A 25,654-nucleotide genomic window follows, 5' to 3' on the forward strand; every position below is an offset into this window, starting at 1 on the left:
ATGAACCGTCTCAAGACCGTGATCGCCGGGCTCGGGCTCGCCGCCGTCGTGGTGCCGGGGATCGCCAGCGCGGCGCCGTGGCAGTCGATCAACCAGCGCCAGGCGCGGCTCGACCAGCGCATCGACCAGGGCATCCGCTCGGGCGCGCTCAACCGCAACGAGGCGCGCCGGCTGCGGCAGGAGTCGCGGCAGCTCGCCGCGCTGGAGGGCCGCTATCGCCGCGACGGCCTGTCAGCGTCGGAGCGCCGCGACCTCGACCGCCGCTTCGATGCGCTGAGCGCGCGGGTGCGCTACGACAAGCACGACCGGCGCCATCATCGCTGAGCATGAGAGGCCCGCTTCCCGATGAGGGGGCGGGCCTCTCACACGCTCTGCTCGCCGTCGTCCCGGCCTTGAGCCGGGATCCATCCCTCCGTGTACGCTCCGGCCGGCGCGTATGGGGAGCCATGGGCCCCGACGCGAGGCCGGGATGACGGGGGGCTGGTGTCGCCCCCTGCCGGCGGCTTCGCACCTGCACCCCGACCTGTGCCGGCAACCGGCGAGGGGATATTCGGCCCCCCTACCTCCCCTTCAGCAGCGCGTCGTCGATGTCGTTGGCGCGCTGCCACGCCGGGCGGGCGCGGACGCGGTCGAGATAGGCCATGAACGTCTCGCGCGGCTCGAGCAGGCCGAAGCCGGTGAAGAACCCAACGGCGCTGCCGACGAACACGTCCGCCGCGGTGAAGCGGTCTCCCGCGACATAGTCGCGTCCCTCCAGCGCGCGCTCGAAGGCGTCGACCGCGCGCGCGAAGCTGGCGTAGCCCACCATCCCCTCGCGATCGGGCGGCACCTGCACGCCCAATGCCTTGTCGACCATCGCCGCCTCGAGCGGCCCCGAGGCGAAGAACAGCCAGCGATAATAGGCCGCGCGCTCGTCGCCGCGCGGAGCCAGTCCCGCCTCGGGGAAGGCCTCCGCCAAATAGGCGCAGATCGCCGCCGCCTCGCTCACCACCTGCCCGTCGTGGACGATCACCGGCACCTTGCCGAGCGGGTTGGCCTCGAGCAGCGCGGCGGGCTTCTTGTCGAAATCGATCACCACCGACTGGTAGGGCGCGCCGATCTCCTCGAGCATCCAGCGCGCGCTGCGGCTGCGCGACCGCGGGTGAGTGAAGAAGGTGAGCGTCATCGATCAGGCGTCCAGATGCTGGTGGAGGAAGGCGGTGGTGCGCTGCCAGGCGAGGTCGGCTGCGGCCTTGTTGTAGCGCTCCGCCGACGTGTCGTTGTTGAAGGCGTGGTCGACCCCCGGATAGGTGAAGGCCTCGAACGGCTTGCCGGCGGCGCGCAGCGCGGCGACCCAGGGCTCGGCGGTCTGCGCCACGCGCGTGTCCTTCCCGGCGTAATGGAGCAGCAGCGGCACCTGGAGCTTGGCCGCCTCGGCCGGATCCGGGGCGGGACCGTAGTAGCTCACGCCCGCGGCCAGCGCCGGCCCGGCGGCCAGCGCGACCCGATCGACCAGCGCGCCGCCCCAGCAGAATCCCACCGTGCCGACCTTGCCGTTGCCATTGGCGCGCCGGCCGAGCCGCGTCACCACCGCCACCGCGGTGGCGATCGTCGCGTCATAGTCGAGCCGGCCGATCAGCTCGCGCGCCTTGTCCTCGTCCGCCGGCGTGCCGCCCGCGCTGGACAGGAAGTCGGGCGCGAACGCGAAGAAGCCGGCGAGCGCGACGCGGCGCGCGACGTCCTCGATATGCGGCTGGAGCCCGCGGTTCTCGTGGATCACCATCACCGCGCCGAGCTTGCCCGCGACTTTCCGCGGCGCCGCGAAATAGCCGGTGATGCTGCTGCCGCCAGCGAGCGTGAAGCCGCCCTTGCGCGTGATCAGCCGCTTGTCCGCGGGGTCGATCTGCGCGGCGGCGGCGGGGCTCGCGGCGATGCCGAGGATCAGCGCCTCCGCCGCCGCGGCCGAGCCCGCCAGCGCGGTCATCTGGCGCAGCAAGGCGCGGCGGTCGCGATGCTCGTGGGTGAAGTCGTCGTACAGCCGCACCGCGGCGTCGCGCAGCCCAGGGTCGTTCCGGTCCATCGCCCGCTCCCGTGATTCGTCGCTTCTCGGGCGCGAGCCTAGCGGGGCGGGGGCGGCGGGGCCATGCGCGAGTGGCCCCGCCTCATCTCAGCGGGTCTGCATCCGGATGCCGAGCCGGAAGGCGCGGCCGAGCAGGTCGCTGTAGGTGCTGTTCGCTGCCAGGCCCGTCTCGGGCAGCAGCAGCGGCCAGCGATCGAACACGTTGGTCACGTTGACGAACAGCTGTGCCTCCGCGCCCGCCATCGGTACCTTCGCGGCGAGGTTGAGGTCGGCGTAGAACAGCCCGGAGACGTGGTTGTCTTCATAGGTCGGGAACTGCGTCGTCGAGAGCGGACAGTTGGTCTGGCACTCGACTCCGTTGGCGGCGTAGCGACCGGCGCTCACCCCGCGGCCGATCCCGGTGATCGAGAAGCCCGGCCCGTCATAGCCGGCGCTGACGCGGTACAGCCAGGTCGGCGTGCTCGCCTGACCGCCGTTCACCCCGACCGAGTCGAGCACCACCTGTCCCGGCACGCCGGTGTCGAGCAGATTGTCGATGTAGCGCGTCGCCACGCCGCGCAGCGTCAGCGCGCCCGGTGCGGAGACGCCGAGCGAGTCGAGCGCGACGCGGTAGGAGGCGTCGATGTCGACTCCGCGGACCAGCTGCCGGGCGGCGTTGAACGGCTGGGTGCGGAACAGCAGGTACGGCTGCGTCGGCGTCGAGCGCACCGGGTCCTGCGCGAAGGCACCGCAGAACTGCTGCTGGCCCTGCTGGCACAGGTCGATGATGTTCTGCGCGCTGAAGCTGCTGATCGCGTCGTCGACGTCGATGCGGAAATAGTCGACCGACAGGTTGAGGCCGGGCACCCAGCGCGGCGTCAGCACCACCCCGGCGTTCCACGAATCGGCCTTCTCCGGGCGCAGCTCGAGGTTGCCGGTGGCGGTGGCGGAATAGCCGAAGCTGGCCGGGCCGTTGGCACCGTCGCTGGTATAGGCCGGGTTGCGCACCGAGTCGCTGTTGGCCGCGCCGGCCTGGAACAGCTCGTTGAGGTTGGGCGCGCGGATGTCGCGCGAGCGCGTGACGCGGAAGCGGATGTCCTCGACCGGTCGCCACGTCGCGCCCGCCTTCCAGGTCGTGACGTACCCGGCGGTGGAGTAGCGCGTCGCGCGCGCGGCGCCGTTGAGCTCCAGCCCGAGCCCGAGCGGCACCACCGTCTCGAGATACGCCTCCTTCACGTCATAGCTGCCGTTGGTGGGGAGGTAGTTGCCGACCGACCAGGCGTTGGCGGTGCTGGTCTGGGTGACGACCGGCTGGAACTCGGCGGGGACGAAGCCGGTGATCTTCTCGCGGCGATATTCCGCGCCGAGCGCGAGGCTGACGTCGCCCGCCCAGGTGGCGAAGGGGTTGAACGCGACGTTGGCGCCGGTAACCCATTGCTCCACCGTCTCGTCGCGATAGGGATCGCCGAGGACATAGCGCACCGCGGCGGGATCGGCGACGCCGACGCCGAGCCGGTTGAGCGGCACGCAGCCGGGCGCGTCATTGGCGGGGTTGGTGTCGGTGTTGACGCGGCAGGCGATCGTGCCGCCGGCGAAGACCGCGTCCGTCGCCGCGTTCATGCGCGCCAGGTTCATGACGTTGCGGAGCTGCTCGCGCAGGTCGGCGCGGCCGTACTGGCCGTAGACGTTCCAGGTCGCGGGACGGCCGAATGCCTGAGTCCTGCCCTCCGCCCCGATGACGTAGCGCTGCACCTCGCGGCGGTTGTCGACCGCGCGGAACGGCAGGTCGGCCGAGGAGGTCGCGACCGTGACGGTGTTGATCCCGCTCAGCAGCGCTGGGCCGAGCGTGTTCTGGAGGAAGGCGTTGTCGCGCTGGTAGGTGATGCCGGTCGAGAGATTCGGGCCGGCGTTGAAGAACACGCGCTGGCGGTTGTACGAGCCCTCGGCGAACAGCTCCACGCCGTCCGCCACCTCGAAGCCGGCGCGCGCGAACACGCCGTGGCGGTCGTCCTCCGGGTCGAGCCCGATGCGGCGCCCGGTGTCGTTGACCTGCCAGTCGCCACCCTGAGTCAGCGTCGGCGCGGCGCTGCCGCCGGGCGCAGGGAAGGTCAGCGCGCCGTAATTGTACCGCTGCACCGCGCCGCCGGCGCCGAAATAGTAGCCGCGCAATCGGTTCGCGGTGCCCCCCGTCGAGGCGGTGACGATCCCGCCCGGGGTCGAGTTGACCGCGCCGACCTGGCGGCGGATCAGGAACTGCGGGGTGGTGCTGGTCGCGGTCCAGTTCGGGTCCTGGATGCGGACATAGCCGGTCGCGTTCCAGTCGCGATCGACCTGGAAGATGCCGTCGCGGTGCGCCAGCTCGGCGTTGACGACGAGGTGCCCGCGCCCGCCCGCGAAGCTGAGCCCGCCGGTGACCGCGAGCGAGTAATTGTAGCCGTCGCCCTTGTCGGTCACGCCGCTGTCGGCGCTGACCTTGATGCCCTCGAAGCCCTTGTCGAGCACGAAGTTGACGACGCCCGCCACCGCGTCCGAGCCGTAGGCGGCGGAGGCGCCGCCGGTGACGACCTCGACGCTCTTCACCAGCGCCTGCGGGATGGTGTTGACGTCGACCAGCCCGGTGATGGTCGAGGCGACCGAGCGGCGACCGTCGAGCAGCACCAGGGTGCGCGTCTCGCCAAGGTTGCGCAGGTTGAGCGCGTTGATCCCGGCCTGGCCGCTGCTCAGGTTGAGCCGCGAGTTGGCCGGGCGGGTCGAGCCGGCGAGCGCGGGCAGCTGGTTGACGAAATCGGCGATGTTGTTGCTCGGCGAGCCGTTCTGGATCTCCTCCTGGCTCAGCACGGTGAGCGGGGTGGGCGCCTCGAAGCCGCTGCGCAGCACGCGCGAGCCGGTGACGACCACGTCGGCGCCGCCCTCCGGCGCTGCCGCCTCGGTCTGCGCCGTGGCCAGCTCGCCCGCGGGCGGTCCCTGCTCCGTCGACGCGATCTGCCCGACGGCGGGGAGCGCGAGCGCCGCCAGCAGCGCGCCGCCGCCCCATCCCGCCAGGAGCCTGCCGCGCCCGATGTGCCGCTGTTCTGTCATCTCTGCCCCCTATGACCCGTGAGGGCCGCTGCGTTCGGCCGGGCCGCGCGGCCCGCCGTCGCCTCCTGCGACCCCCGCGGCCGCGGTCGTTCGAGCGCCGGGCGTGTCGGGTATCGGCGCCGAAGGTGAAGCGGCACGGCGGGGAGCGTCAAGCGCCTCGTCCTTTCGCAACGTTGTGAGCGGCATAGACGCGGGGCATGGCTTCGGCCGGATGCTCGGTCGGGCGCGACGTCGCCAGCGTTCCGCGCGTATTGTGTTCCTGCGAAAGCGGGAACCCAGGGCCAGAGCAGACAGACCGCGCGTGGTGCGCGATACCCCTGGGCTCCCGCCCGCGGGTAGCACGGACAGCTCCTCGCGCTTGTCAGACGCGCGAGCACGCCGCGCAACACCATAGCCGTGACCTATGCCCCCGCCGCCGATCGCGGCTCGCGCGCCCCATGCTGCGCGTGTAGCGTCATCCCGCCCGCCGCCGGTACGACAGGGAGACCCAATGCTCGACCGTCGCTCCTTCCTGCTCGGCAGCGCCGCGACGCTGGCGCTCGCCCCGGCGTGGCGCACACGCGCGCAGACGGCGCCCGCCTCGAACCACACCCTCGCCGCTGGTCTCACCGCACCGGTCGAGATCGTCGACGACGTCTACGGCGTGCCGCATATCCGCGCGTCGTCGATCCCGGATGCGTTCTTCGGCCAGGGCTATGTCGTCGCGCGCGACCGTCTCTTCCAGATCGACCTCGCGCACCGCCGCGAGCTCGGCCGACTCGCCGAGGCGTTCGGCGCCGACTTCGCGCCGCACGACGCCACCGCACGGCTGTTCCACTATCGCGGCGACCTCGACGCCGAGCTGGCGCGGATCCCTGCCGACATACTCGCCAGCGCGCGCGGCTATGTCGCCGGGATCAACGCGCGGATCGCGGAGGTCACCGCCGACCCCGCGCTGTTGCCGCCCGAATATGGCATCCTCGGCGTCACGCCCCTGCGCTGGGACGTGCGCGACTTCGTGCTCGCGCGCGGCGCGTCGGCGGGCAACACCGACGACGAGCTGCGCCGGGCGCAGCTCGCCGCGCTCGGGCTGCTCGACCTCGACGCGATCATGGCGCCGCTCCGCCCCGCGGGCGTGCTGCGCGTGCCCGAGGGGCTCGACGTCGCCGCGGTGAGCGACCACGATCTCGCCGCGCTCAACCTCGGCGGTCTACCCTTCGGCCCCGACACGCCGACGCGCGGCGAACGTGTCGACGCCGCTAACGCGGGCAGCAATGCGTGGACGATCGCGCCCTCGCGCAGCGCCACCGGGCGCGCGATCCTCGCCAACGACCCGCACCTCGGGCTCGGCGGCTTCGGCCCCCGCCACGTCGCGCATCTCAGCGCGCCCGGGCTCGACGTGATCGGCGGCGGTGCGCCGGGCCTGCCCGGGATCATGCAGGGGCATACCGACCAGTTCGCCTTCGGCCGCACCAACTTCCACATCGACCAGGAGGATCTGTTCGTCCTCGAGCTCCACCCGAGCGACCCCGAGCGCTACCGCCACGCCGGCGGGTGGAAGGCGTTCGACACGCGCGCGGTGACGATCCCGGTCAAGGGCGCCGCGCCGCACCGCGCGACGCTGCGCCACTCGGTCCACGGCCCGGTGGTGAGCCACGATCCCACGAGGCGCCGCGCCACCGCGCTCGGCTCGATCGCGATGCAGCCGGGCGCGAGCGGCGCCTTCGCGATGATCGCGATCAATCTCGCGCGCGACTGGCAGGGCCTCAAGGAGGCGTTCAAACTCCATCCCTCGCCGACCAATTTCCACTACGCGGACATCGCCGGCAACCACGGCTGGCAGGTGATCGGCTTCGTGCCGCAGCGCCGGCGCGGCGACGGGCTGCTGCCGGTGCCGGGCGACGGGCGCTACGACTGGACCGGCTACCGCGACTATCGCGCGCTGCCGAGCGTCTACAACCCGCCCGCGGGCTGGTTCGCCTCCGCCAACCAGGACAATCTGCCCGCCGGCTGGCCACGCGACCGCATCCCGGCGCGCTCCTTCCGCGACCCCTATCGCTACGAGCGGATCGCGGCGGTGCTCGCCGCACAGCCGCGCCACACGCTCGCCGACAGCGTGGCGCTGCAGCACGACACGCTCTCCGCACCGGCGCGGCAGCTGCTCGCGCTGCTGCCCGCGGGCGGGGCGCCCGCCGTGACGCTGCTGCGCGGCTGGGACGCGCGGGTCGACGCCGACAGTGCCGCCGCGGCGCTGTTCGAGATCCTGTGGCGCGAGCTCGGCCAGCGCGTGCTCGCCGCGATCGTGCCCGCGCGCGCGCGCCACCTCGTCACCGAGATCGCACCCTCGGTGCTGCTCGACCTGCTCGCGCACCCCGACCGGCGGCTCGGCGCAAATCCGGCGGCCGCGCGCGACGCGCTGCTCGCCGCCGCGCTGGCGAGCGCGTGGGATCGTGCCGTCGTGCTGATGGGGCCGGACGCGCGGACGTGGCGCTGGTACCGGCTCCACCGGGTGACGATCCGCCACCCGCTGTCGCGCATCCCCGCGATCGCCGCCGCCTTCCCGGTGATCGAGGGCGGCGGCTCGGGCGGTGACGGCTATACGGTGATGGCGCGCTGGCTCGGCGACGGGCCGGACTGGCGCACGCGCGGCGGGGCGAGCTATCTCCAGGTGATCGACGTCGGGGCATGGGACCGCTCGCTGATGCTCAACCTGCCCGGCCAGTCGAACGCGCCGACCTCGCCGCATCATCGCGACCAGTACGCGTCCTGGATCGCCGGACGGATGCTGCCGATGCTGTTCGGGCGCGCCGCGGTCGACGCGCGGGTCGCGACGCGGCGGACGCTGCTGCCCGCGGGGGCGCGGTGAGGCGCGCGCTGCTCGCGCTGCTGCTGGTCGGGGCGGCGCCCGCACCGGCGCGGCCCGACGTCGCGATCCGCGGCGGCACGGTCTACACCGGCGCCGACGCGCCGCCCTTCCGCGGCGACGTCGAGGTGACCGGCGATCGGATCAGCTACGTCGGGGTCTCGCGTCGCGGCGCGGCGAAGCGCGTGATCGACGCACGTGGCAAGCTGGTCACCCCGGGGTTGATCGACGCGCACACGCATCCGGACACCTATCTGCGCTCGCCAGACGCCGCAGTCCGCGCCAATATCGCCTGGCTCGCGCAGGGCGTGACGACGATCGTCACCGGGGTGGACGGCTATGGCACCCCGGACATCGCCGCCGACGCGCGCGCACTGGCCGGCAAGGGCATCGGCACCAACACCGTGCCCCTCGTCGGCTTCGGCGCGGTGCGGCGCCGCGTGCTGGGTGCGTCCGCGCGTGCGCCCGGGGCCGACGAACTGGCCGAGATGCGCGCGCTGGTGGCGAGGGCGATGTGCCAGGGCGCGACGGGCTTCTCGACCGGGCTGTTCTACGCGCCGCAGCGCTATGCCAGTACCGACGAGGTGATCGCGGTGGCGCGCGAGGCGGGGTCGCGCGGCGGCCTCTACGACACGCATCAGCGCGACGAATCGGACTATTCGATCGGACTGATGGCTTCGACCCGCGAGGCGCTGCGGATCGGGCGCGAGGCGGCGATGCCGGTGCATATCGCGCACCTGAAGGCGCTCGGCGTCGCGGTCCACGGTCAGGCGCCCGCGCTGGTCGCGCTGATCGAGGCGGCGCGGCGCGCGGGGCAGGAGGTCACCGCGGACCAATATCCGTGGCTCGCCTCGGGCTCGGCGGTGGACGCCGCGCTGGTGCCGGGCTGGGCGCTCGATGGCGGCTACCGCGCCATGATCGCGCGCTTCGACGATCCCGCCGCGATGGTGCGGATCCGGCCCGAGATGCAGGCCAACCTGCGCCGTCGCGGCGGGGCGGCCTCGCTGCTGCTGACCAGCGCGGGCCAGCCCTGGACCGGGCGGACGCTGGCGCAGGTGGCGGCGGCGTGGCGGGTCGACCCGATCGACGCCGCGCTCCGCCTCCTGCGCGCGCCCAATGCCGCGCGCACCGACCCCGCGGGGGCGGCGGTGGCGAGCTTCAACATGGTCGACCGCGACGTCGACCTGATCATGCGCCAGCCGTGGGTGGTGACCAGCTCGGACGGGTCGGACGGCCACCCGCGCCAGTTCGCCACCTTCCCGCGCAAGTACCAGGTCTACGTCCGCCAGCGCCGCGTGATCAGCCTGGCCGACTTCGTGCGGCGCTCGAGCGGGGCGACCGCCGACATTTACCGGCTCGCGGGACGCGGCTACCTACGCGCCGGTTATGTCGCGGACATCGCGGTGATCGACCCGACCCGCTACGCACCGCGCGCGGATTACCTCCACCCGCGTGTGCCGGGCGCGGGCGTCGCCGCGGTGCTGGTCAACGGGCGTGTCGCGCTGGTGAACGGCAGGCCGACCGGCGCGCTCGCCGGGCGCGTGCTGCTGCGCGAACCGCCGCGCGGCTGCTGAGCGGGTTCACACCAGCGCGGGGCGCGGGTCGACATGGGTGCGGCGCGAGGCATGGCGGCGCAGCCCGATCAGCGGGCGCAGCGGCCCGATCGCGCGACCGATCAGGTAGAAGGCCCAGCATCCCGCCACAGTGGCCGCCACCAGCACCGCGAAGGCGGCCCAGCCCGGCAGCGCCAGCGCGCGCAAGGAGTCGGCGGCGAGCACGATGATCGACTGGTGAACGATGTAGAAGGGGAAGACCGCCTCGGTCAGCATCGGGCGCCAGCGCTGGTCGCGGTTCCAGTGCGAGTCGGCATAGCCGATCAGCGCCGTCACCGCGCTCCACCCCTCGACCGCGCGCGCGATCGAGAAGATCGTGCCCCAGGGCGCGGGCATGGTGTTGCCCGGCCAACGTATCTCGATCCCAGCGACGAGCGCGTAGGCGCCCACCGCGAGCGCGGCCGCCGGCTTCCACTGGCGTACGAAGGCGGCGAGCGTGGCCGGCGCACAGGCGAGCGCGTAGCCGAACAGGAAGGGCGGGAAGTAGCTGGCGTGCGCGACCCAGTCGTCGACCAGCGCGTGAGTCTCACGCGCGCCGGGAAAGAGGACGAAGTTGACCAGCACCATGTAAGTGATCGGCAACACCAGCAGCGCCGGCCCGCGCATCACCCAGGCGAAGCCGCGCTGCGTTGCATCGGTGACGGCGGCGGGCAACAGCCCGGCGGCGAGTGCCAGCACGAGCGTGTAGACCCAGAGGTAGCCGATGAACCACAGGTGGTTCCACGTCGGCAGCGCGATCGGCCCGAGCGTCGCGAAGCGCCAGTAGTCGTGCCAGTAAAAGTACAGGAAGCCGTGCGGGTAGCCGAACTTCTCGCCGAGCTCGACCCAGGGCTGTACCGGCACGATCACGGCCACGCCGAAGGCGAGCGGCACCAGCAGCCGCAGCGAGCGCTGCCGCGCGAACCGCCACGGTTTCCTGTTGCGGATCATCAGTGCGCGGCTGGCATAGCCGGAGACGAGGAACAGCAGCGCGAGCCGCCAGGGGTTGGACGCCATCATCGGCACCGCCACCCACCAGGCGCCCGGCAGCTTGGCGTGGAAGTCCCACGGCACGAACACCATCCCGACATGGTAGAGGATGAGGATCGCGAACGCCCCGATGCGGAGCCAGTCGAGGCCGTAATGCCGCTGCATCGCGGCGCGCCTAGCATCAACGTGGCAGTTACGCGAGGCGGCGCTGGTTGAGCCGGGTCGCGGCGCCGCGCGAGCGGCCGGTCCGCGAACACCGCGCCTGAGCGCCCCCGCCTTCCAACCGTCACGTCGCGCATGTATATGGTGCGCCATGTCCATTCGTCCGTGGCGCGACATCACGCGCCGAGAGAGCCGCCAGATCATGGTCGGCAACGTTCCCGTCGGCGGCGGCGCGCCCGTCACCGTGCAGACGATGACCAACACGCCGACCGAGGACGTGCGCGCCACGGTCGACCAGATCCGCCGCTGCGAGGACGCCGGCGCCGACATCGTCCGCGTCAGCTGCCCCGACGTCGCCTCGACCAATGCGCTGCGCCAGATCGTGCGCGCCGCCAAGGTGCCGATCGTCGCGGACATCCACTTCCACTACAAGCGCGCGCTCGAGGCGGCCGACGCGGGCGCGGCCTGCTTACGGATCAACCCGGGCAATATCGGCTCGTCCGAGCGCGTCGCCGAGGTGGTGCGCGCCGCCAAGGCCAACGGCTGCGCGATCCGCATCGGCGTCAACGCGGGCAGCCTCGAGAAGGACCTGCTCGAGAAATACGGCGAGCCCTGCCCGGAGGCGCTGGTCGAGAGCGCGCTCGACCATATCAAGCTGCTCCAGGACCATGACTTCCACGAGTATAAGGTGGCGGTGAAGGCGTCCGACGTGTTCCTCGCGGTGGCGGCCTATCAGCAGCTGGCGGACGCGGTCGACTGCCCGCTCCATCTCGGCATCACCGAGGCGGGCGGGCTGATCGGCGGCACGGTGAAGTCGTCGATCGGCATGGGCTCGCTGCTGTGGTTCGGCATCGGCGACACGATCCGCGTCTCGCTCTCGGCCGAGCCCGAGGAGGAGGTGCGCGTCGGCTTCGAGATCCTCAAGGCGCTCGGCATCCGCAACCGCGGCGTGCGCGTGGTCAGCTGCCCGAGCTGCGCGCGCCAGGGCTTCGACGTGATCCGCACGGTGCAGACGCTGGAGGAGCGGCTCCAGCATATCCGCACGCCGATGTCGCTCAGCGTGCTGGGCTGCGTCGTCAACGGCCCGGGCGAGGCACGCGAGACCGATATCGGTATCACCGGCGGCGGCAACGGGCGCCACATGGTGTATCTCTCCGGCGTGACCGATCATCACGTCCAGGACGACGACATGGTCGAGCATATCGTCCGGCTGGTCGAGGCCAAGGCGGCCGAGATCGAGGCGCGCGACGCGGCGGCGGCGCTCGCGGCGGAATAGGGCCGGTGCTATGGGTCAGGTCCTGGAGGGCCTGACATGACCTACCACGCCAAGGTGATCGCGGAAGGCAAGATCGTCATCCCGGCGGATCTGGGTCGAGACTTCGACATCAGGGGCGGCCTCGCGCTCGGGCAGCGTCACCATCCTCCCGTGCTCACCGGCGGTCGGCACCTGGCCGCGATCGATCCCGCGCTCGGCACCGACGAGCGCCTGAGCCGTTGACCGCCGCGCGCGCGCTCTCGCCCGCGCTGGCCTTCGCGGTGGCGGCGGCGGGCATCGGGCTGTTCTCGATCATGGACGCCTTCATGAAGGCGCTGACGCTCGCGCTCGGTGTCTACAACGCGCTGCTGTGGCGCGCGCTGCTCGCCGCGCTGATCGGCGGAGCGGTGTGGCGGCTCGGCGGCGGACCGCGCCCGTCCGCGCGCGCGCTGCGGCTGCACGTCCTGCGCGGCGCGATCACCACCGCGATGGCGCTGCTGTTCTTCTGGGGACTGGCGCGGGTGCCGATGGCGCAGGCGATCGCGCTCACCTACGTTGCCCCCTTGCTCGCACTGCTGCTCGGTGCACTGTTCCTGCACGAGCGCGTCGGCACGCGCGTGGTCGTGGCCTCGCTGGTCGCGCTCGTCGGCGTGGGCGTGATCCTCGCGGGGCACGCGCGGCAGGCGCTCGGACCCGGCGGGCTGCATGGCGCGGGCGCGATCCTGGCGTCGGCCGTCCTCTACGCCTGCAACCTCGTCGTGGCGCGGCTGCAGAGCCAGGTCGCGGACGCGCGCGAGATCGCCTTCGTCCAGTCCGCGGTGCTCGCGGCGCTGCTCGGGCTCGCCGCGCCCTGGCTGGCGACGCTGCCGCCGGTGGCGCATTGGTGGCAGATCGCGATCGCGGCGGCGCTGGCGACGGGCTCGCTCTTCCTGCTCGGCTGGGCCTATGCGCACGGCGAGACGGGCTTCCTCGCGACGACCGAGTATACGTCCTTCGTCTATGCCGCGCTGCTCGGCTGGGCGGTGTTCGGCGAGCGCGTCGCCACCACCACGCTGGCGGGCGCGGCCGTCATCGTCTCGGCGTGTCTCTACGCCGCGAGGCGTCGCGCCGTGCCGCGCGGCGCGCTAGAGGGGGCGGCATGACGCTCTCGATCCGCCCTGCCGCCGCCGCCGACGTGCCGACCATGCTGCGCTTCGTACGCGAGCTCGCCGCCTATGAGCGCGAGCCCGACGCCGTCGCGGCGACCGAGCCGATGATGGCGGAGGCGCTGTTCGGCAGCGATCCGGCGGCCGCGGCGCTGATCGCCGAGCGGGACGGCGAGGCCGTCGGCTTCGCTCTGTACTTCTTCACCTACTCGACCTGGACCGGGCGGCGCGGGCTGTGGCTCGAGGATCTCTACGTCACGCCTGAGGCGCGCGGCAGCGGGGCGGGCGCGGCGTTGCTGCGCGCGCTCGCGGGCGTGGCGCTCGACCGCGGCTGCGCGCGGTTCGAGTGGACCGTGCTCGACTGGAACACGCCCGCGATCGACTTCTACCGCGCCAAGGGTGCGGTCCCGCTCGACCAGTGGACGACCCAGCGCGTCGAGGGCGAGGCGCTGGTGAGGCTCGCGGGGCGCGGCTGAGATGGCGTGGGTGTGGTTGATCGGTGGTGGGCTCTTCGAGGTGGCCTTCACCACTTGCCTGCGCGAGGCCGACGGCTTCCGCCATCCCGGCTGGACCGTCGGCTTCCTGGTGTCGGTGTCGCTGTCGATGCTGCTGCTCGAGTGGGCGGTGCGGACGATCCCGATGGGAACGGCTTATGCGGTGTGGACCGGGATCGGCGCGCTCGGCACCGTGCTGATCGGCATTCTCTGGTACGGCGAGCCCGCGACCCCGCTGCGGCTGCTGCTGATCCTCGGCGCGGTGTCGTGCATCGCCGGGCTCAAGCTGCTGGGTTCGGGGGCGTGACGCTCGATCGCGGCCTGGTCGACTGGGTCGCGGAGGCGCTGGCGCCGCTCGGCGCCGTGACGCACCGGCGGATGATGGGTGGGGCGGCGCTCTACCTCGACGGCGTGATCTTCGCGCTGGTCACGGGCGAGGGCGCGCTGTGGTTCAAGGCGGATGCCGGCAGCGACGCCGCGTGGGACGCGGCCGGATGCGAGCGCTTCCGCTACGCGCGCGCCGGGAAGAGCGCGTCGATCAACTATCGTCGCGCGCCCGAGGACGTCCATGACGACGCGGACGCGATGCGGCGGTGGGCCGTGCTGGGGGTAGCGGCGGGGCGGCGCGCCGCGGGGTAGCCCGGTAAGACGCGGCCCAGCGACCTGGTCGCTCGCCTGAGGCGGTCGTTATACTGGCATACTCTCAACGGCTTCCTGCCGGTCTCCCGGCGCCCTCGCCGTCATCCCCGCGGAGGCGGGGGGCCAGACGCGCGAGTCCTCGATGGAGCCGCGGCGTCCGCGTCCGTGGCTCCCCCGACTGCGCGGGGGTGACGGAAGGAGGAGCGAGTGGAGAGAAGAGAACCGACGAGAGCGGCGCGGCACCGAGCGGCCGTTCAGCCGCCGCCCCCATCCAGGCCTCGCGTCCGCTCAGTCGCGCCCGGGCACGTCGTGGTCGTGCGGCTCCTCGCCCTCGGCCTTCGCCTCGTCGTAGCGCGCGATCGCCTCGAGCGTGATGCGACGCGCTTCCTCGCGGCCGCCCCAGGTGCCGATGCGCACCCACTTCTTCTTCTCCAGGTCCTTGTAGTGGGTGAAGAAGTGCTCGATCTGCTGGAAGACGATCTCGGGCAGATCGTCCTTCTCGCCGACGTTGGCGTAATAAGGGAAGGTCGAGTCGACCGGCACGCAGACCAGTTTCTCGTCGCCGCCGGCCTCGTCCTCGAGGTTGAGCACCGCGATCGGGCGGGCGCGCACGACGCAGCCCGGGATGAACGGCGAGCGCGCCACGACCAGCGCGTCGAGCGGGTCGCCGTCGGGCGAGAGCGTGTGCGGCACGAAGCCGTAATTGGCGGGGTAGCGCATCGGCGTGTGCAGGATGCGGTCGACGAACAGCGCGCCCGACGCCTTATCGAACTCGTACTTCACCGGCTCGCCGCCGGTGGGCACCTCGATCACGACGTTGAGATCGTCGGGCGGATCCTTGCCGACGGGAATGAGATCGATACGCATGCGCTTCCCCTTACTTGCGGCAACGCCCCGCGGGTCAGCGGGGCGTCAGGAGACGATCGAGGCCACCGTCACCGGTGCCGATCTTCTGCAACCGCGGGTAGCGCAGCCCGCCGTGATAGTCGAGCGCTGCACTGCGGAATCTGTCCGAGGCCTTAACCATCAGCTGGACCGGCGCCTTGCTGGTCTTGGCGGCGGTGATCGCGGCCTTGAGCCTGTCGGCCGAGTAAGCGTCGCCGTTCACCGCCACGACCTGATCGCCCACGGTGAGCCCCGCGTCGAAGGCGGCGCTGCCCCAGGTGATGCCGGTGAGATTGCCCGCGGCGTCGAGCGCCAGCCCGCCCGAGTAGGTGAGGTTGGTGCTGTGCGCGCTCGCCTCGGCGGCCTTGAACGAGGGCGTCGGTGTCTCGCTATAGGTCAGTTGATAGCCGTTGCGCGCGAATCCCTCGATCGGCGCGCCCTTGGCGTGCTCGGTGAGGCGGCGCTGGAGATAGCCCGCCCAGTCCCACGGCACGAGGCCGTTGAGCGTCTTGGCGACGTCGTCGAACGTGTAGGTCAACTCGCCCCAGTCGCCGTCGCGCACGCCGAAGAAAGCGCGCGCGAAGTCGTCGATCGACTTGGCGCCGCCCGACTTCTCGCGCAGCAGCGAGTCGACGTCCATCCAGACGAGCAGCCCCTCGTTGTAATAGTCCTCGCTGCGCTGCCAGCTGGTCCAGCCCTTTGGCCGGCGCGACGAGATGATCGGATCGTTGGTGGTGTCGAGCAGGTCGCGCCACTGCCGCGCCGGCTGGCTGTCGTAGAGCGCCATGATCGCGGCGTACTGGTCGAGCGTGTCCTGCTTGCTCACCAGCCCCGAGCGCGCCTGGAGGACATAACCCCAGAATTGCGTCTGACCCTCGTACACCCACAGCAGCGAGTCGCGCATCGGGGTGCGGAAGTCGGGGGTCCACAGGTCCGCGCCGCGGCGGAACTTGCCGTCCCAGCTGTGGGTGAACTCGTGCGGCAGCAGGTTGCGGCGGCCGGGGCCCTCGTCCCACTTGGTGAAATAGCCCGGCGTCACCCCGTTCTCGCTCGAGCGATGGTGCTCCAGCCCGATGCCGCCGAGCTGGTCGGTGATCGAGAGCAGGAACTCGTAATGGTCGTAATGCTGCGCGCCGAAGGTCTTCACCGCCTGGTCGACGAGCCGCTGGTGCCCCGCGATCTGCTCGGGCGTGGCGGCGAGCTCGGCGGGATCGTCGGCGAAGACGTTCAGGTTGACGCGCGGGCTGAGCGGCCAGGTCCTGCCGTAGCGCCCGGCGAGGATCGGGCTGTCGACCAGCACCTCGTAGTTGGTCGTCTCATAGGCATAGGTCGAGCCGGTCACCTTGGCCTTGAGCGCCCCCGCGGCGGTCCAGCCGTCCGGGTATTTGACGGTCATCTGGATCGGGATCTGTCGCGTGAACCAGCCGGCGGGATAGAGGCTCACCGAATTGGGCTGGAGCGAGATCATCGTCGGCGTCACCGCGATGCGGCCCTGATTGGCGGCGGTGGCGGAGATGAACTGGAACTTGGCCTCGACGCTGCGCGCGCCCGCGGGGACGTCGAGGTGGAAGGCGAAGACGTCGACCGGATCGCGCGTCCACTCGATCCGCTTGCCGCCCGCGGTGACGATCAGGCCGGCGAGCTTCTCGATCTCGCCGCGCGGGCTGTGCGCGCCGGGCAGCCACTTGGGGAAGAGCAGGACGAGGTGGCCCGGCTGCGCCACCGGGATCGACTCGGTGACGCTGAGGATGCCACGGGTGGTATCGGTGGCGTCGACGGCGAGGCGGATCGTGCCGGGGTAGGGCGTGTCGCGCGGTGCGGGGATCGTGTCCTCGAACGGCACCGGCTGCGGCGCGCTGTTGCCCGCGGGCACCTGCGCGAAGGCGCCGAGCGGGGCGAGGACGGTGGAGGCCAGCAGCGCGGCTGCGGCGAAGCGACGGATCATGGCGGCGTCCCGATGTGCTGTTGTCACATCGGGCGTAGCCAGCGCGCGCGGCGGTCGTCCAGCCCCGGAGCGGAAAAAAGGTCAGCGAGGGTGACGGTTCGGGGCGTCGGAGCGGCGCGCGGCCGCCCCGCCGATCAGATCATCCCGGCCTTCATCTGCTTGACCGCGTGGTCGGCGGCGCGCGCGGTCATCGCCATGAAGGTCAGCGACGGGTTGACGCACGACACCGACGCCATCTGCGCGCCGTCGGTGACGAACAGGTTGGGCGCGTCATGCGCCTGGTTGAAGCCGTTGAGCACGGACGTGCCGGGATCGCGCCCCATGCGCGCGCCGCCCATCTCGTGGATCGCCTCGCCGGGGACGTGCTTGCCGCGCCCGCCGGTGACGTTGGTCAGCCCGGCCTTGCGCAGCATCAGCTGGCCCTGCTCGAGCGCGTCGTCCATCATCTTGATCTCATTGTCGCGGAACGTCACGTCGAAGCGCAGCAGCGGGGTGCCGAAGCGGTCGGTCTTGCTGAAGTTGAGCATCACGCGATTGTCGTCGTACGGCAGGCACTCGCCGAACGCGCCCATCGAGAAGCGCCACGGGCCGTACTCGCGCATGCCGTGCTTCATCCCAGCGCCGAAGCCCTCGGGCGCGGCGGCCTGGCGGAACGCCTGGCCCTGATAGCCGTAGCCGCGCTTGAACGGCAGCTCCTCGGCGACCAGGTTGCGGAAGCGCGGGACATAGACGCCGCCGGGGCGACGGCCGTACTCGATCAGGTCGGTCATGCCCGGGATCTCGCCCGAGACGCCGACCCGGAAGATATGGTCCATCACGCCGCTGCCGAGCGCGCCGTTGGAGTGGAACCAGCTGCGCTCGCTGTCCGCGGGACGCGAGTTGAGCAGCACGTGCATCGAGCTCATCGCCGAGGCGCAGAGGAAAACCATTCGCGCGTTGACCACCTCGGCGCGTCCGGTGTTCGCGTCGACCAGCCGCACCCCCGTCACGCGCTTGCGTTGCGGGTCATATTCGAGGTTGGTCGCCCAGGTGTCCGAGCGCAGCGTCAGCCGCCCGGTCGCGCGCGCCGCGGGCAGCGTCACCGCCTGGGTCGAGAAATAGGCGCCGAAGCTGCAGCCGTGGCTGCACTGCGCGCGCTTCTGACAGCGCGAGCGGTTCTGCTCGGGCTTGTCCTGGGTGATGTTGCTGAGCCGGGCGTTGATCAGCTTGCGGCCGGGGAACTCGCGCTCGAGCCGCTCCTTGAGCCACACTTCCGCGACGTTCATCGGGAAGGGCGGCATGAACTCGCTGTCGGGGAGATAGGGCAGATTCTCCTTGCCGCCCGACACGCCGATATACTTCTCGACATATTCGTACCACGGCGCGACGTCGTCGTAGCGGATCGGCCAGTCGGTGCCGACGCCCTCGCGCTTGTTGGCGGTGAAGTCGGCGTCGCTCCAGCGGAAGCTCCACCGCCCCCAGGTCAGCGACTTGCCACCCACCACCGACGGGCGCACCCAGTTGAACTTGTTGGGCGCGTCATAGTCGTAGGGGTTCAGGCGATCGTTGATGAAGAAGGGCTGGGTAGCGGGCGAGACCCAGCCGTTGAGCGCGAAATAGTCGCGCTTGGCGAGTGCCGCGGGCATCTTGTCGCGCGCCGGCACCTCATAGGCGGGCTTGCCGTCGAAGGGGTAATCCTCGCCATGCTCGACCATGCGGCCGCGATCGACCATCAGGACGCGCAGTCCCTTCTCGGTGAGCTCCTTGGCGGCCCAGCCGCCGCTCACGCCGGAGCCGATGACGATGGCGTCGAAGCGATCAGTTGCTGCCATGATGTTCAAGTCCGCGGTATCGAGGGTCGGGTAGGCCGGGGCGGCGCTGGCCGCCGCGCGGCTCAGGACGAGAAGATGCGCTTGACCTTGGCGTACGGGTACGCGCCGTCATAGTCGCCGGGGACCGGCAGATAGTGCCGCTCCTGCGTGATCCCGACCTCGGAGGTGTAATAGCCCGAGATCACGAGCTGGCGGAACGCGGTGAAGAAGGGCAGCCCGCCGGTCAGCTGGTCGTTCATCGCCAGCGTCAGCAGAGCGTCCTGCTGCGCCGCGGTCGCCTTGGCGGCGGGCACCTTGTAGTCGGCCATGCTGCGCGCGTCGATCGCGGCGAGACCGCCGAGGATCGTGGCGCGGTCGTCGTCGACCGCCCAGTCGCCCATCATATGCTCGATATACTCCGGCACGCCCGCGGCGATCGCGCCCGGCGTGTCGGTGGTGGGCAGCACGCGCTCGCTGAGCGCCGCGACGGTGGCGCGCTGCGCGGCGGTGAAGACCGGCGCGGGCGGGCCGGTGTTGATCACCGGGTTGGGCTGGTAGGCGGCGGCGCGGGCGAGCGGGACGAACAGGTTCGCGCCGAAGACCGCGACCACGCCGGCGAGTGCCTGGCGACGATCGATCATGCGTGCGCTCCGCGCGCGCGGCGTCCGTGAGTGACGCGCATATCCTCTCCCACCCCATCAGGTTGTTGAGGCGGATGTTTCCACGTCAGGGCGGCGGCGTCAATGCGCTAACGGTAGCGGTACCACAAAGCGTTGGGTGACTCAGCTCGAGCCCAGGACGTTGATGCTGAAGGCGATCACCCCGAGGTTGAAGACGAAGCCGGCGAGGCACTGCCCCAGCACCACGCGGCGAACCTTGGCCGAGGCGACCGTCACGTCCGAGGTCTGGAAGGTCATCCCCAGCGTGTAGCTGAAGTAGAGAAAGTCCCAGTAATCGGGCGCGCTCGTCCCGGGGAAGTCGATCCCCTTCGAGTCGCCGCCGGCCTTCGCCGGCATGTAGAACAGGTGCGCATAGTGCAGCGCGTAGACCATGTTCGAGAACAGCCACGCGAGCACGAGCGTGCCGATCACCAGCAGCTTGCCCGCGCCGCTCTCGTTGCCCCTCAGCTCGGACTCGACCGCGACGAGGATCGCCAGCGTCACCGCGCCGGTCACCGCGAGCAGCAGCGCGCGGTTGGCGTCGTTGGCGCGCGAGGCGCGGCGCATCTGCGCGGGGGTGTCGTGGCGGAACAGCGGCACCAGCGAGACCAGGAAGGTGAAGGCGGCAATGTCGAACGCCGCCATCACCCCGCGGCCCTTGCCCAGGTGCGGGATCGCCGCGGCGAGCGCGCCCGCGAACACCAGCACGAACAGCACGAAGCGCGGCGGCGCCAGCTTGCGGCCGATCCCCCACCAGCGCGGCGGGAGCGGGTGGGCGGCGGAGTCGCGCGACGGGTCGGTGCTCATGCGACGATTGGCTAGCGCTCGCGCGACCGCTCGCCTAGATACGCCGACCCATCATGAGCCGTATCCAGCCACCCGCCCGTGTCCGCGGCACCCAGGACATCTTCCGCGGCGAGCAGCGCCGCTTCGCGCGCGTGCTCGACGCCTTCGACCGCGTCCGCCGCCTCTACTGCTTCGAGCGAGTCGAGGTGCCCGTGTTCGAGGACACGCAGGTGTTCGCGCGCTCGATCGGCGAGACCACCGACGTGGTGTCGAAGGAGATGTATTCCTTCCCCGACAAGGGCGGCGACATGCTGACGCTGCGCCCCGAGTTCACCGCCGGGATCGCGCGCGCCTATATCAGCAACGGCTGGCAGCAATATGCACCGCTCAAGCTGGTCACCTCGGGCGCGGTGTTCCGCTACGAGCGGCCGCAGAAGGGGCGCTACCGCCAGTTCCACCAGATCGACGCCGAGCTCCTCGGCGCGCCCGAGCCCGCCGCCGACGTCGAGCTGCTGACGCTGGCGGACCAGCTGCTCCACGAGCTCGGCATCGCCGAGGGGGTGACGCTCAAGCTCAACACGCTCGGCGACGCCGAGACGCGCGAGGCGTGGCGCGCCGCGCTGGTGGCGCATTTCACGGCGCACCGCGGCGAGCTGAGCGAGGACAGCCTGACCCGGCTGGAGAAGAACCCGCTACGCATCCTCGACTCGAAGGACCCGCGCGACCGCCCGATCGCTGACAGCGCGCCGGACATCGACGCCTATCTCACGGCGGGGGCGCGCGCCTTTTTCGACGCGGTGACAGCGGGGCTCGACGCCGCCGGGGTGAGGTGGGAGCGCGACGCGCGGCTGGTGCGCGGCCTCGATTATTATCGCCACACCGCGTTCGAGTTCGTCACCGACCGGCTCGGCGCGCAGGGCACGGTGCTCGCGGGCGGGCGCTACGACGGGCTGGTGGAGAGCCTCGGCGGTCCGGCGACCGCGGGCGTGGGCTGGGCCGCGGGGGTGGAGCGGCTGGCGATGCTGCTGGACGAACCCGCGGCAGAACCGTTGGCCGTCGTCGTGGTCGCGGAGGAGGCCGGGCTGGAGCCGCTCGCGTCGAGCGCGACGGCGGCGCTCCGCAAATCCGGCATCCGTGCGGAGGCGGTGGTGACCGGAAGCTTGAAGAAACGGTTCGATCGCGCCGTGAAGATGGCCCCCCGCCAGGTCGTCACGCTGAAGCGGAGCGGCGATACCCTGGGCTTCCAGCAGCGCGGTTCCGGTGCTGAACACGACGAGATGGCCGCGGTGGCGGCGGTGTTGAACGCCGCCATAGACCCTGCATGACCGCGATCTCGCTCGACCGCATCCGGCAGATCGAGGCGCGGCGCGACGAGCTCGCCGCGATGATGGCGAGCGGCGCGCTGGACGGCGACCGCTTCGTCCAGGTCTCGAAGGAATATGCCGAGCTCGAACCGGTCGCGCTCGCCGCCGGTGAAGTGCGCCGCCTGCGGCAGGAGGCCGAGAGCCTGTCCTACATGACCGAGGACGCCGACGCCGAGCTCCGCGCGATGGCGGAGGAGGAGTTGCGAGAGAATCGCGCCGCGCTGGCGGACGCCGACCGCCGGCTCGCGCTGGCGCTGCTGCCGCGCGACGCCGCCGACCAGCGCTCGGCGATGCTCGAGGTGCGCGCCGGGACCGGGGGCGACGAGGCGGCGCTGTTCGCGGGCGACCTGTTCCGCATGTACCAGCGCTACGCCGAGCGGCAGGGCTGGCGCGTCGAGCTGATCTCCGCCTCGGACAGCGACGCGGGCGGCTACAAGGAGGTGGTCGCCAGCGTGACCGGCGCGGGCGTGTTCGCGCGGCTCAAGTTCGAGAGCGGGGTGCACCGCGTCCAGCGCGTGCCGGTCACCGAGAGCGGAGGGCGGATCCACACCTCGGCGGCCACCGTGGCGGTGCTGCCCGAGGCGGAGGAGGTCGACGTCCAGATCGACGAGGCCAAGGACCTGCGCATCGACGTCTATCGCTCGTCGGGCCCGGGCGGCCAGTCGGTCAACACCACCGACAGCGCGGTGCGGATCACTCACTTGCCGACCGGGCTGGTGGTGATCCAGCAGGACGAGAAGTCGCAGCACAAGAACAAGGCGAAGGCGCTCAAGGTGCTGCGCACCCGGCTGTACGAGGCGGAGCGCGAGCGGCTGGCGAGCGAGCGCTCGGGCACGCGCAAGGCGATGGTCGGTTCGGGCGATCGCTCCGAGCGGATCCGGACCTACAATTTCCCGCAGGGGCGCGTGACCGACCACCGCATCAACCTGACGCTCCACCGCCTGCCCGAGATCCTGCAGGGCGACATGGACGAGCTGATCGGTGCGCTGGTGGCGGAGGACGAGGCCGAGCGGCTGGCGACCCTCGATGCCGCGTAGCAGGCGGGGGCGCGGCGGGGCGACGCCACGGCGCGGCGGATGACCGCCGCGCGTCAGGCGCTCCGCGACGCCGCCGCCCGCTTCGCCTTCTCGGACACGGCCCGGCTCGACGCGGAACTGCTGCTCGCGCACGCGCTCGGGATCACGCGCGAGCGGCTGCTGCTCACGCTCGACGACTGGACCGCCCCGCCGGGCTTCGCCGCGCTGGTCGAGCGCCGCGCGCGGCACGAGCCGGTCGCCTACATCACCGGCACGCGCGCCTTCTGGACGATCGAGCTGGCGGTCGGCCCGGGCGCGCTGATCCCGCGCCCGGACAGCGAGACGCTGCTCGAGGCCGCGCTGGCACACTTCGCGGATCGGCCCCCGGCCCGCGTGCTCGACCTCGGCACCGGCCCCGGCACGCTGCTGCTCGCCGCGCTGGCCGAGTGGCCGGGCGCGAGCGGGCTCGGCGTCGACCGCTCCGATGCCGCGCTCGAGCAGGCGCGCGCCAACGCGGCCGCGCTCGGGTTCGCGGACCGCGTCGCGTTCCGGCGCGGCGACTGGGCGGCCGGGACCGCCGAGCGCTTCGACCTCGTGCTCGCCAATCCGCCCTATGTCGCTACCGGCGCGGATCTCCCCGACGAGGTGCGCGACTATGAGCCGGCGGGCGCGCTCTTCGCGGGCGACGACGGGCTCGACGACTATCGCGTGATCGCGCCGCAGCTGCCGGGGCTGCTCGCGCCCGGCGGCGTCGGCTGCGTCGAGATCGGCGCCGAACAGGGTGAGCGCGCCGCCGCGCTGTTTCGCGCCGCGGGGCTGAGCGTCGCGCTGCGGCACGACCTCGCCGGGCGTGACCGCTGCCTCGTCGTGACGGCTTGATTCGGGGCGTGGCGCCCCCACATTTCGCTTTGAGAACGCATCCTGAGCCGTTACAGACTGCGTCGGGGCACGCGAACTCAACGACATTTGTTGTGTTGGATGGGCGCACGGCCCTCCCTTCGTCATCAGCCGCTGCAGTCCGGCGGCATGGCAGGCCTGCGGTGCCCGGCACGCGCGGCGCCGGGGAACGACTGCAACCCGTGTATCGGGAGCAAGTGCCGGTTTTGGTTCCAGGACGAGGACAGTGATTTGATCAACAACCGTCAGAACGGTCGCCGTCGCGGCCGTGGTGGTGGCCAGCAGCGTCAGGGTGGCGGCGGCCAGGGGCAGCGTGACAGCGGTAACCGGATCGACAGCCGCGCGCGCGGCAACGCGGCCCAGCTGCTCGAGAAGTACCGCAACATGGCGCGCGACGCGCAGATGGCGGGCGACCGCGTCAACACTGAATACTACCTCCAGTTCGCGGACCATTATTTCCGGGTGCTCGCCGACCAGCGCGGCCGCTCCGACGACCAGCCGTACCAGCGGCGCCAGCGCGACGATTTCGACAGCTTCGACGACGGCGACGATTTCGGTGACGAGGGCGAGCCGATCCGCGCCGACGAGCAGCAGCGCGTCAGCGAGAGCGAGCCCCGCCGCGAGCGCGACGGCAACCGCCGTGACGAGGGGCGCCGTGACGAGGGGCGCCGCGAGGCGCGCGACCAGGGCGAGCCGCGCCGCGAGGGCCGACGCGACGAGCGCCGCCCGCAGCGCGAGGCCGATGAGATCGCCGACGGCTCGCCGCGGGACACCGCGACGCCAGCGAACGATCCCGCGGTGAGCGAGAGTGATGAGGGCGCGCCCCGCCGTCGCCGCGGCCGTAAGCCGCGGGAGGAGGTGGCGGTCGACGCCGCCGCTGTGAACGGTGCTGCGGACGAACGCACGCTGGAGCTCGGCCTCGACCGGCTGCCGCCGGCGCTCGGTACCCCAGCCGAGCCGGTCGCAGCCGAGACGGCCGAAGGTGGCGAGCCCGTCGTCAAGCCGCGCCGTCGCCGCGTCCGTGCCGCGGCGGAGGCGTCCCCTGCCGAGTGAGCGCCGCGTGACATGAAGAGCCGTGGTGGGGCCGGCGTCCGGGCGGACGCCGGCCCCTCGTCGTTTGTGGGTGGCCGCGAACGCGATATCGTCGTCGCGCTCTTCGCCCGACCCCGACCGCGTCGCCTGACCCAACCGCTTGCATTGCCTACGGAAGAGAGGATGATGCGCCGAGGAGCGGTCACCCGCGTCGGGGCCGCCCGACGGAGGAGAGGGTCATGACCATCGCAGCCATCCTGCGCGAGAAAGGCGCCGCGCTCGTCGCGGTCGGGCCGGAGACGACAGTCGCAGGCGCGATCGCGCTCCTCGCCGAGCACCGTATCGGCGCGCTGCCGGTGGTCGCCGGCGGGGCGGTGCGCGGCATGTTCTCCGAGCGCGACGTGGTGCGGCTGCTCGCGGGTGGCGACAGCGGCGTGCTGCAGGCGCGCGTCGGCGAGGTGATGACCGCGCCAGCGGTGACCGCGGCGCCGGCGGACCCGGTGCTCGCCGCCTTGTCGCTCATGACGCAGCGGCGCATCCGACACCTGCCCGTCGTCGAGGCGGGGGAGGTGCGCGGGATCGTCTCCATCGGCGATCTCGTCAAATATCGCATCGAACGGATCGAGGCGGAAGCAGCCGCGATGCGCGACTATATCCAGCAGGCGTGACCCGGGTGGCGGTGGCGCCCAGTCGCCGCGTCGTGACCGGTGATTCGCCGCGGCATCCGCTCGGTGTCTGGCGTGAGCGCCGCGGTTTTCCGCCATTTCCGCGGGCCCCCGACATAAAATTGCAAAAAGTGTTTGACCGGTGGGAACGCCCTCCATATATGCCGCTTCACCGGACGGGGGGCGCTGCTGAGGCGGTGCTTCTGGGCCGGTCGCCAGATAGGATGGACATCGTTCTCCCCGATCGAAGGGTGGGGGAGGGTTGGATGTCCGGTTTCTTCGTCGGCGGTTCTTTGACATTGTAGGTTTAGATGAAGGGACATGTGGACGGTGGTCTGCGGGGTCTGCGCATGCAAGGTGCGTGGGCGTCGTTAGAGACT

The 25,654-nt window shown here is 71.6% G+C and carries 23 protein-coding genes; 14 read left to right on the forward strand and 9 right to left on the reverse strand.

Annotated elements, in window-relative coordinates; all coding sequences use genetic code 11:
• Positions 1-324: a hypothetical protein gene (locus FHY05_RS13085; RefSeq protein ID WP_183944891.1), complete on the forward strand. Its 324-nt coding sequence runs from the start codon at positions 1-3 to the stop codon at positions 322-324.
• A 235-nt stretch (positions 325-559) separates the two neighbouring features.
• Here FHY05_RS13085 and FHY05_RS13090 read toward each other — a convergent pair whose 3' ends face one another.
• From FHY05_RS13090 to FHY05_RS13100, 3 genes are all read right to left on the reverse strand, one after another.
• Positions 560-1,165, reverse strand: coding sequence for a glutathione S-transferase family protein (locus tag FHY05_RS13090; protein WP_183944892.1), 606 nt, complete (start codon positions 1,163-1,165; stop codon positions 560-562).
• A 3-nt stretch (positions 1,166-1,168) separates the two neighbouring features.
• Positions 1,169-2,059 (reverse strand): dienelactone hydrolase family protein, encoded by an 891-nt coding sequence (locus FHY05_RS13095; protein ID WP_183944893.1) that lies wholly within the window; start codon positions 2,057-2,059, stop codon positions 1,169-1,171.
• An 87-nt stretch (positions 2,060-2,146) separates the two neighbouring features.
• Entirely contained in the window at positions 2,147-5,116 is a 2,970-nt protein-coding gene (locus FHY05_RS13100) for a TonB-dependent siderophore receptor (RefSeq protein ID WP_183944894.1), read from the reverse strand.
• Between the two features lie 490 nt (positions 5,117-5,606).
• On the opposite strand from FHY05_RS13100, the gene FHY05_RS13105 reads away from it, so the two are divergent.
• Together FHY05_RS13105 and FHY05_RS13110 are read left to right on the forward strand one after the other, a co-directional pair.
• Complete coding sequence (locus FHY05_RS13105; RefSeq protein WP_183944895.1) at positions 5,607-7,961, forward strand: penicillin acylase family protein; 2,355 nt, start codon at positions 5,607-5,609, stop codon at positions 7,959-7,961.
• Positions 7,958-9,532, forward strand: coding sequence for an amidohydrolase family protein (locus FHY05_RS13110; RefSeq protein ID WP_183944896.1), 1,575 nt, complete (start codon positions 7,958-7,960; stop codon positions 9,530-9,532). The genes FHY05_RS13105 and FHY05_RS13110 overlap by 4 nt, the downstream gene beginning before the upstream one ends.
• Positions 9,533-9,538: 6 nt before the next feature.
• Here the strand turns inward: FHY05_RS13110 and FHY05_RS13115 are convergent, their stop codons facing one another.
• On the reverse strand, positions 9,539-10,705 hold the full coding sequence (locus FHY05_RS13115; protein ID WP_183944898.1) for an acyltransferase: 1,167 nt from the start codon (positions 10,703-10,705) through the stop codon (positions 9,539-9,541).
• A 148-nt stretch (positions 10,706-10,853) separates the two neighbouring features.
• Between FHY05_RS13115 and ispG the strand changes: the two genes are divergently transcribed.
• The 6 genes from ispG to FHY05_RS13145 are packed head-to-tail and all read left to right on the forward strand — an operon-like array spanning position 10,854 to position 14,235.
• Entirely contained in the window at positions 10,854-11,978 is a 1,125-nt protein-coding gene (ispG, locus tag FHY05_RS13120; RefSeq protein ID WP_183944899.1) for a flavodoxin-dependent (E)-4-hydroxy-3-methylbut-2-enyl-diphosphate synthase, read from the forward strand.
• Between the two features lie 36 nt (positions 11,979-12,014).
• A complete protein-coding gene (locus tag FHY05_RS13125; protein WP_183944900.1) occupies positions 12,015-12,200 on the forward strand; it encodes a hypothetical protein in 186 nt (61 codons plus the stop codon).
• Positions 12,197-13,099 carry a DMT family transporter gene (locus FHY05_RS13130; protein WP_183944901.1) on the forward strand — a complete coding sequence of 301 codons (903 nt, stop codon included), beginning with the start codon at positions 12,197-12,199 and terminating at the stop codon, positions 13,097-13,099. Before FHY05_RS13125 ends, FHY05_RS13130 begins: the two co-directional genes overlap by 4 nt.
• A complete protein-coding gene (locus FHY05_RS13135; RefSeq protein ID WP_183944902.1) occupies positions 13,096-13,578 on the forward strand; it encodes a GNAT family N-acetyltransferase in 483 nt (160 codons plus the stop codon). Before FHY05_RS13130 ends, FHY05_RS13135 begins: the two co-directional genes overlap by 4 nt.
• 1 nt (position 13,579) lies before the next feature.
• Positions 13,580-13,903, forward strand: coding sequence for a multidrug efflux SMR transporter (locus tag FHY05_RS13140; protein WP_183944903.1), 324 nt, complete (start codon positions 13,580-13,582; stop codon positions 13,901-13,903).
• On the forward strand, positions 13,900-14,235 hold the full coding sequence (locus tag FHY05_RS13145; RefSeq protein WP_183944904.1) for a TfoX/Sxy family protein: 336 nt from the start codon (positions 13,900-13,902) through the stop codon (positions 14,233-14,235). Before FHY05_RS13140 ends, FHY05_RS13145 begins: the two co-directional genes overlap by 4 nt.
• 288 nt (positions 14,236-14,523) lie before the next feature.
• On the opposite strand, the gene ppa is transcribed toward FHY05_RS13145, so the two are convergent.
• The 5 genes from ppa to FHY05_RS13170 all read right to left on the reverse strand — a co-directional run bounded on the left by ppa (position 14,524) and on the right by FHY05_RS13170 (position 20,321).
• Positions 14,524-15,102: an inorganic diphosphatase gene (gene ppa, locus FHY05_RS13150; RefSeq protein WP_183944905.1), complete on the reverse strand. Its 579-nt coding sequence runs from the start codon at positions 15,100-15,102 to the stop codon at positions 14,524-14,526.
• A 34-nt stretch (positions 15,103-15,136) separates the two neighbouring features.
• On the reverse strand, positions 15,137-17,065 hold the full coding sequence (locus FHY05_RS13155) for a M61 family metallopeptidase (RefSeq protein ID WP_183944906.1): 1,929 nt from the start codon (positions 17,063-17,065) through the stop codon (positions 15,137-15,139).
• 134 nt (positions 17,066-17,199) lie between these two features.
• Entirely contained in the window at positions 17,200-18,876 is a 1,677-nt protein-coding gene (locus tag FHY05_RS13160) for a GMC oxidoreductase (RefSeq protein ID WP_183944907.1), read from the reverse strand.
• A gap of 62 nt (positions 18,877-18,938) precedes the next feature.
• Positions 18,939-19,496, reverse strand: a complete 558-nt coding sequence (locus FHY05_RS13165) for a gluconate 2-dehydrogenase subunit 3 family protein (RefSeq protein WP_183944908.1) — start codon at positions 19,494-19,496, stop codon at positions 18,939-18,941.
• 141 nt (positions 19,497-19,637) lie between these two features.
• Positions 19,638-20,321, reverse strand: a complete 684-nt coding sequence (locus tag FHY05_RS13170; protein WP_183944909.1) for a DUF1345 domain-containing protein — start codon at positions 20,319-20,321, stop codon at positions 19,638-19,640.
• A gap of 53 nt (positions 20,322-20,374) precedes the next feature.
• Between FHY05_RS13170 and hisS the strand changes: the two genes are divergently transcribed.
• The 5 genes from hisS (at position 20,375) to FHY05_RS13195 (ending at position 25,277) form a co-directional block, all read left to right on the forward strand.
• Positions 20,375-21,625 (forward strand): histidine--tRNA ligase, encoded by a 1,251-nt coding sequence (gene hisS, locus FHY05_RS13175; RefSeq protein WP_183944910.1) that lies wholly within the window; start codon positions 20,375-20,377, stop codon positions 21,623-21,625.
• On the forward strand, positions 21,622-22,701 hold the full coding sequence (gene prfA, locus FHY05_RS13180; protein WP_183944911.1) for a peptide chain release factor 1: 1,080 nt from the start codon (positions 21,622-21,624) through the stop codon (positions 22,699-22,701). The genes hisS and prfA overlap by 4 nt, the downstream gene beginning before the upstream one ends.
• Before the next feature lie 39 nt (positions 22,702-22,740).
• Positions 22,741-23,559, forward strand: a complete 819-nt coding sequence (gene prmC, locus FHY05_RS13185; protein WP_183944912.1) for a peptide chain release factor N(5)-glutamine methyltransferase — start codon at positions 22,741-22,743, stop codon at positions 23,557-23,559.
• Between the two features lie 249 nt (positions 23,560-23,808).
• Positions 23,809-24,630, forward strand: a complete 822-nt coding sequence (locus FHY05_RS13190; protein WP_183944913.1) for a DUF4167 domain-containing protein — start codon at positions 23,809-23,811, stop codon at positions 24,628-24,630.
• 218 nt (positions 24,631-24,848) lie between these two features.
• Complete coding sequence (locus FHY05_RS13195; RefSeq protein WP_183944914.1) at positions 24,849-25,277, forward strand: CBS domain-containing protein; 429 nt, start codon at positions 24,849-24,851, stop codon at positions 25,275-25,277.
• Positions 25,278-25,654 lie beyond the last annotated feature (377 nt).

Origin of the sequence: Sphingomonas sp. BK580 (assembly GCF_014194975.1) — a bacterium.
Classification (GTDB): domain Bacteria; phylum Pseudomonadota; class Alphaproteobacteria; order Sphingomonadales; family Sphingomonadaceae; genus Sphingomonas.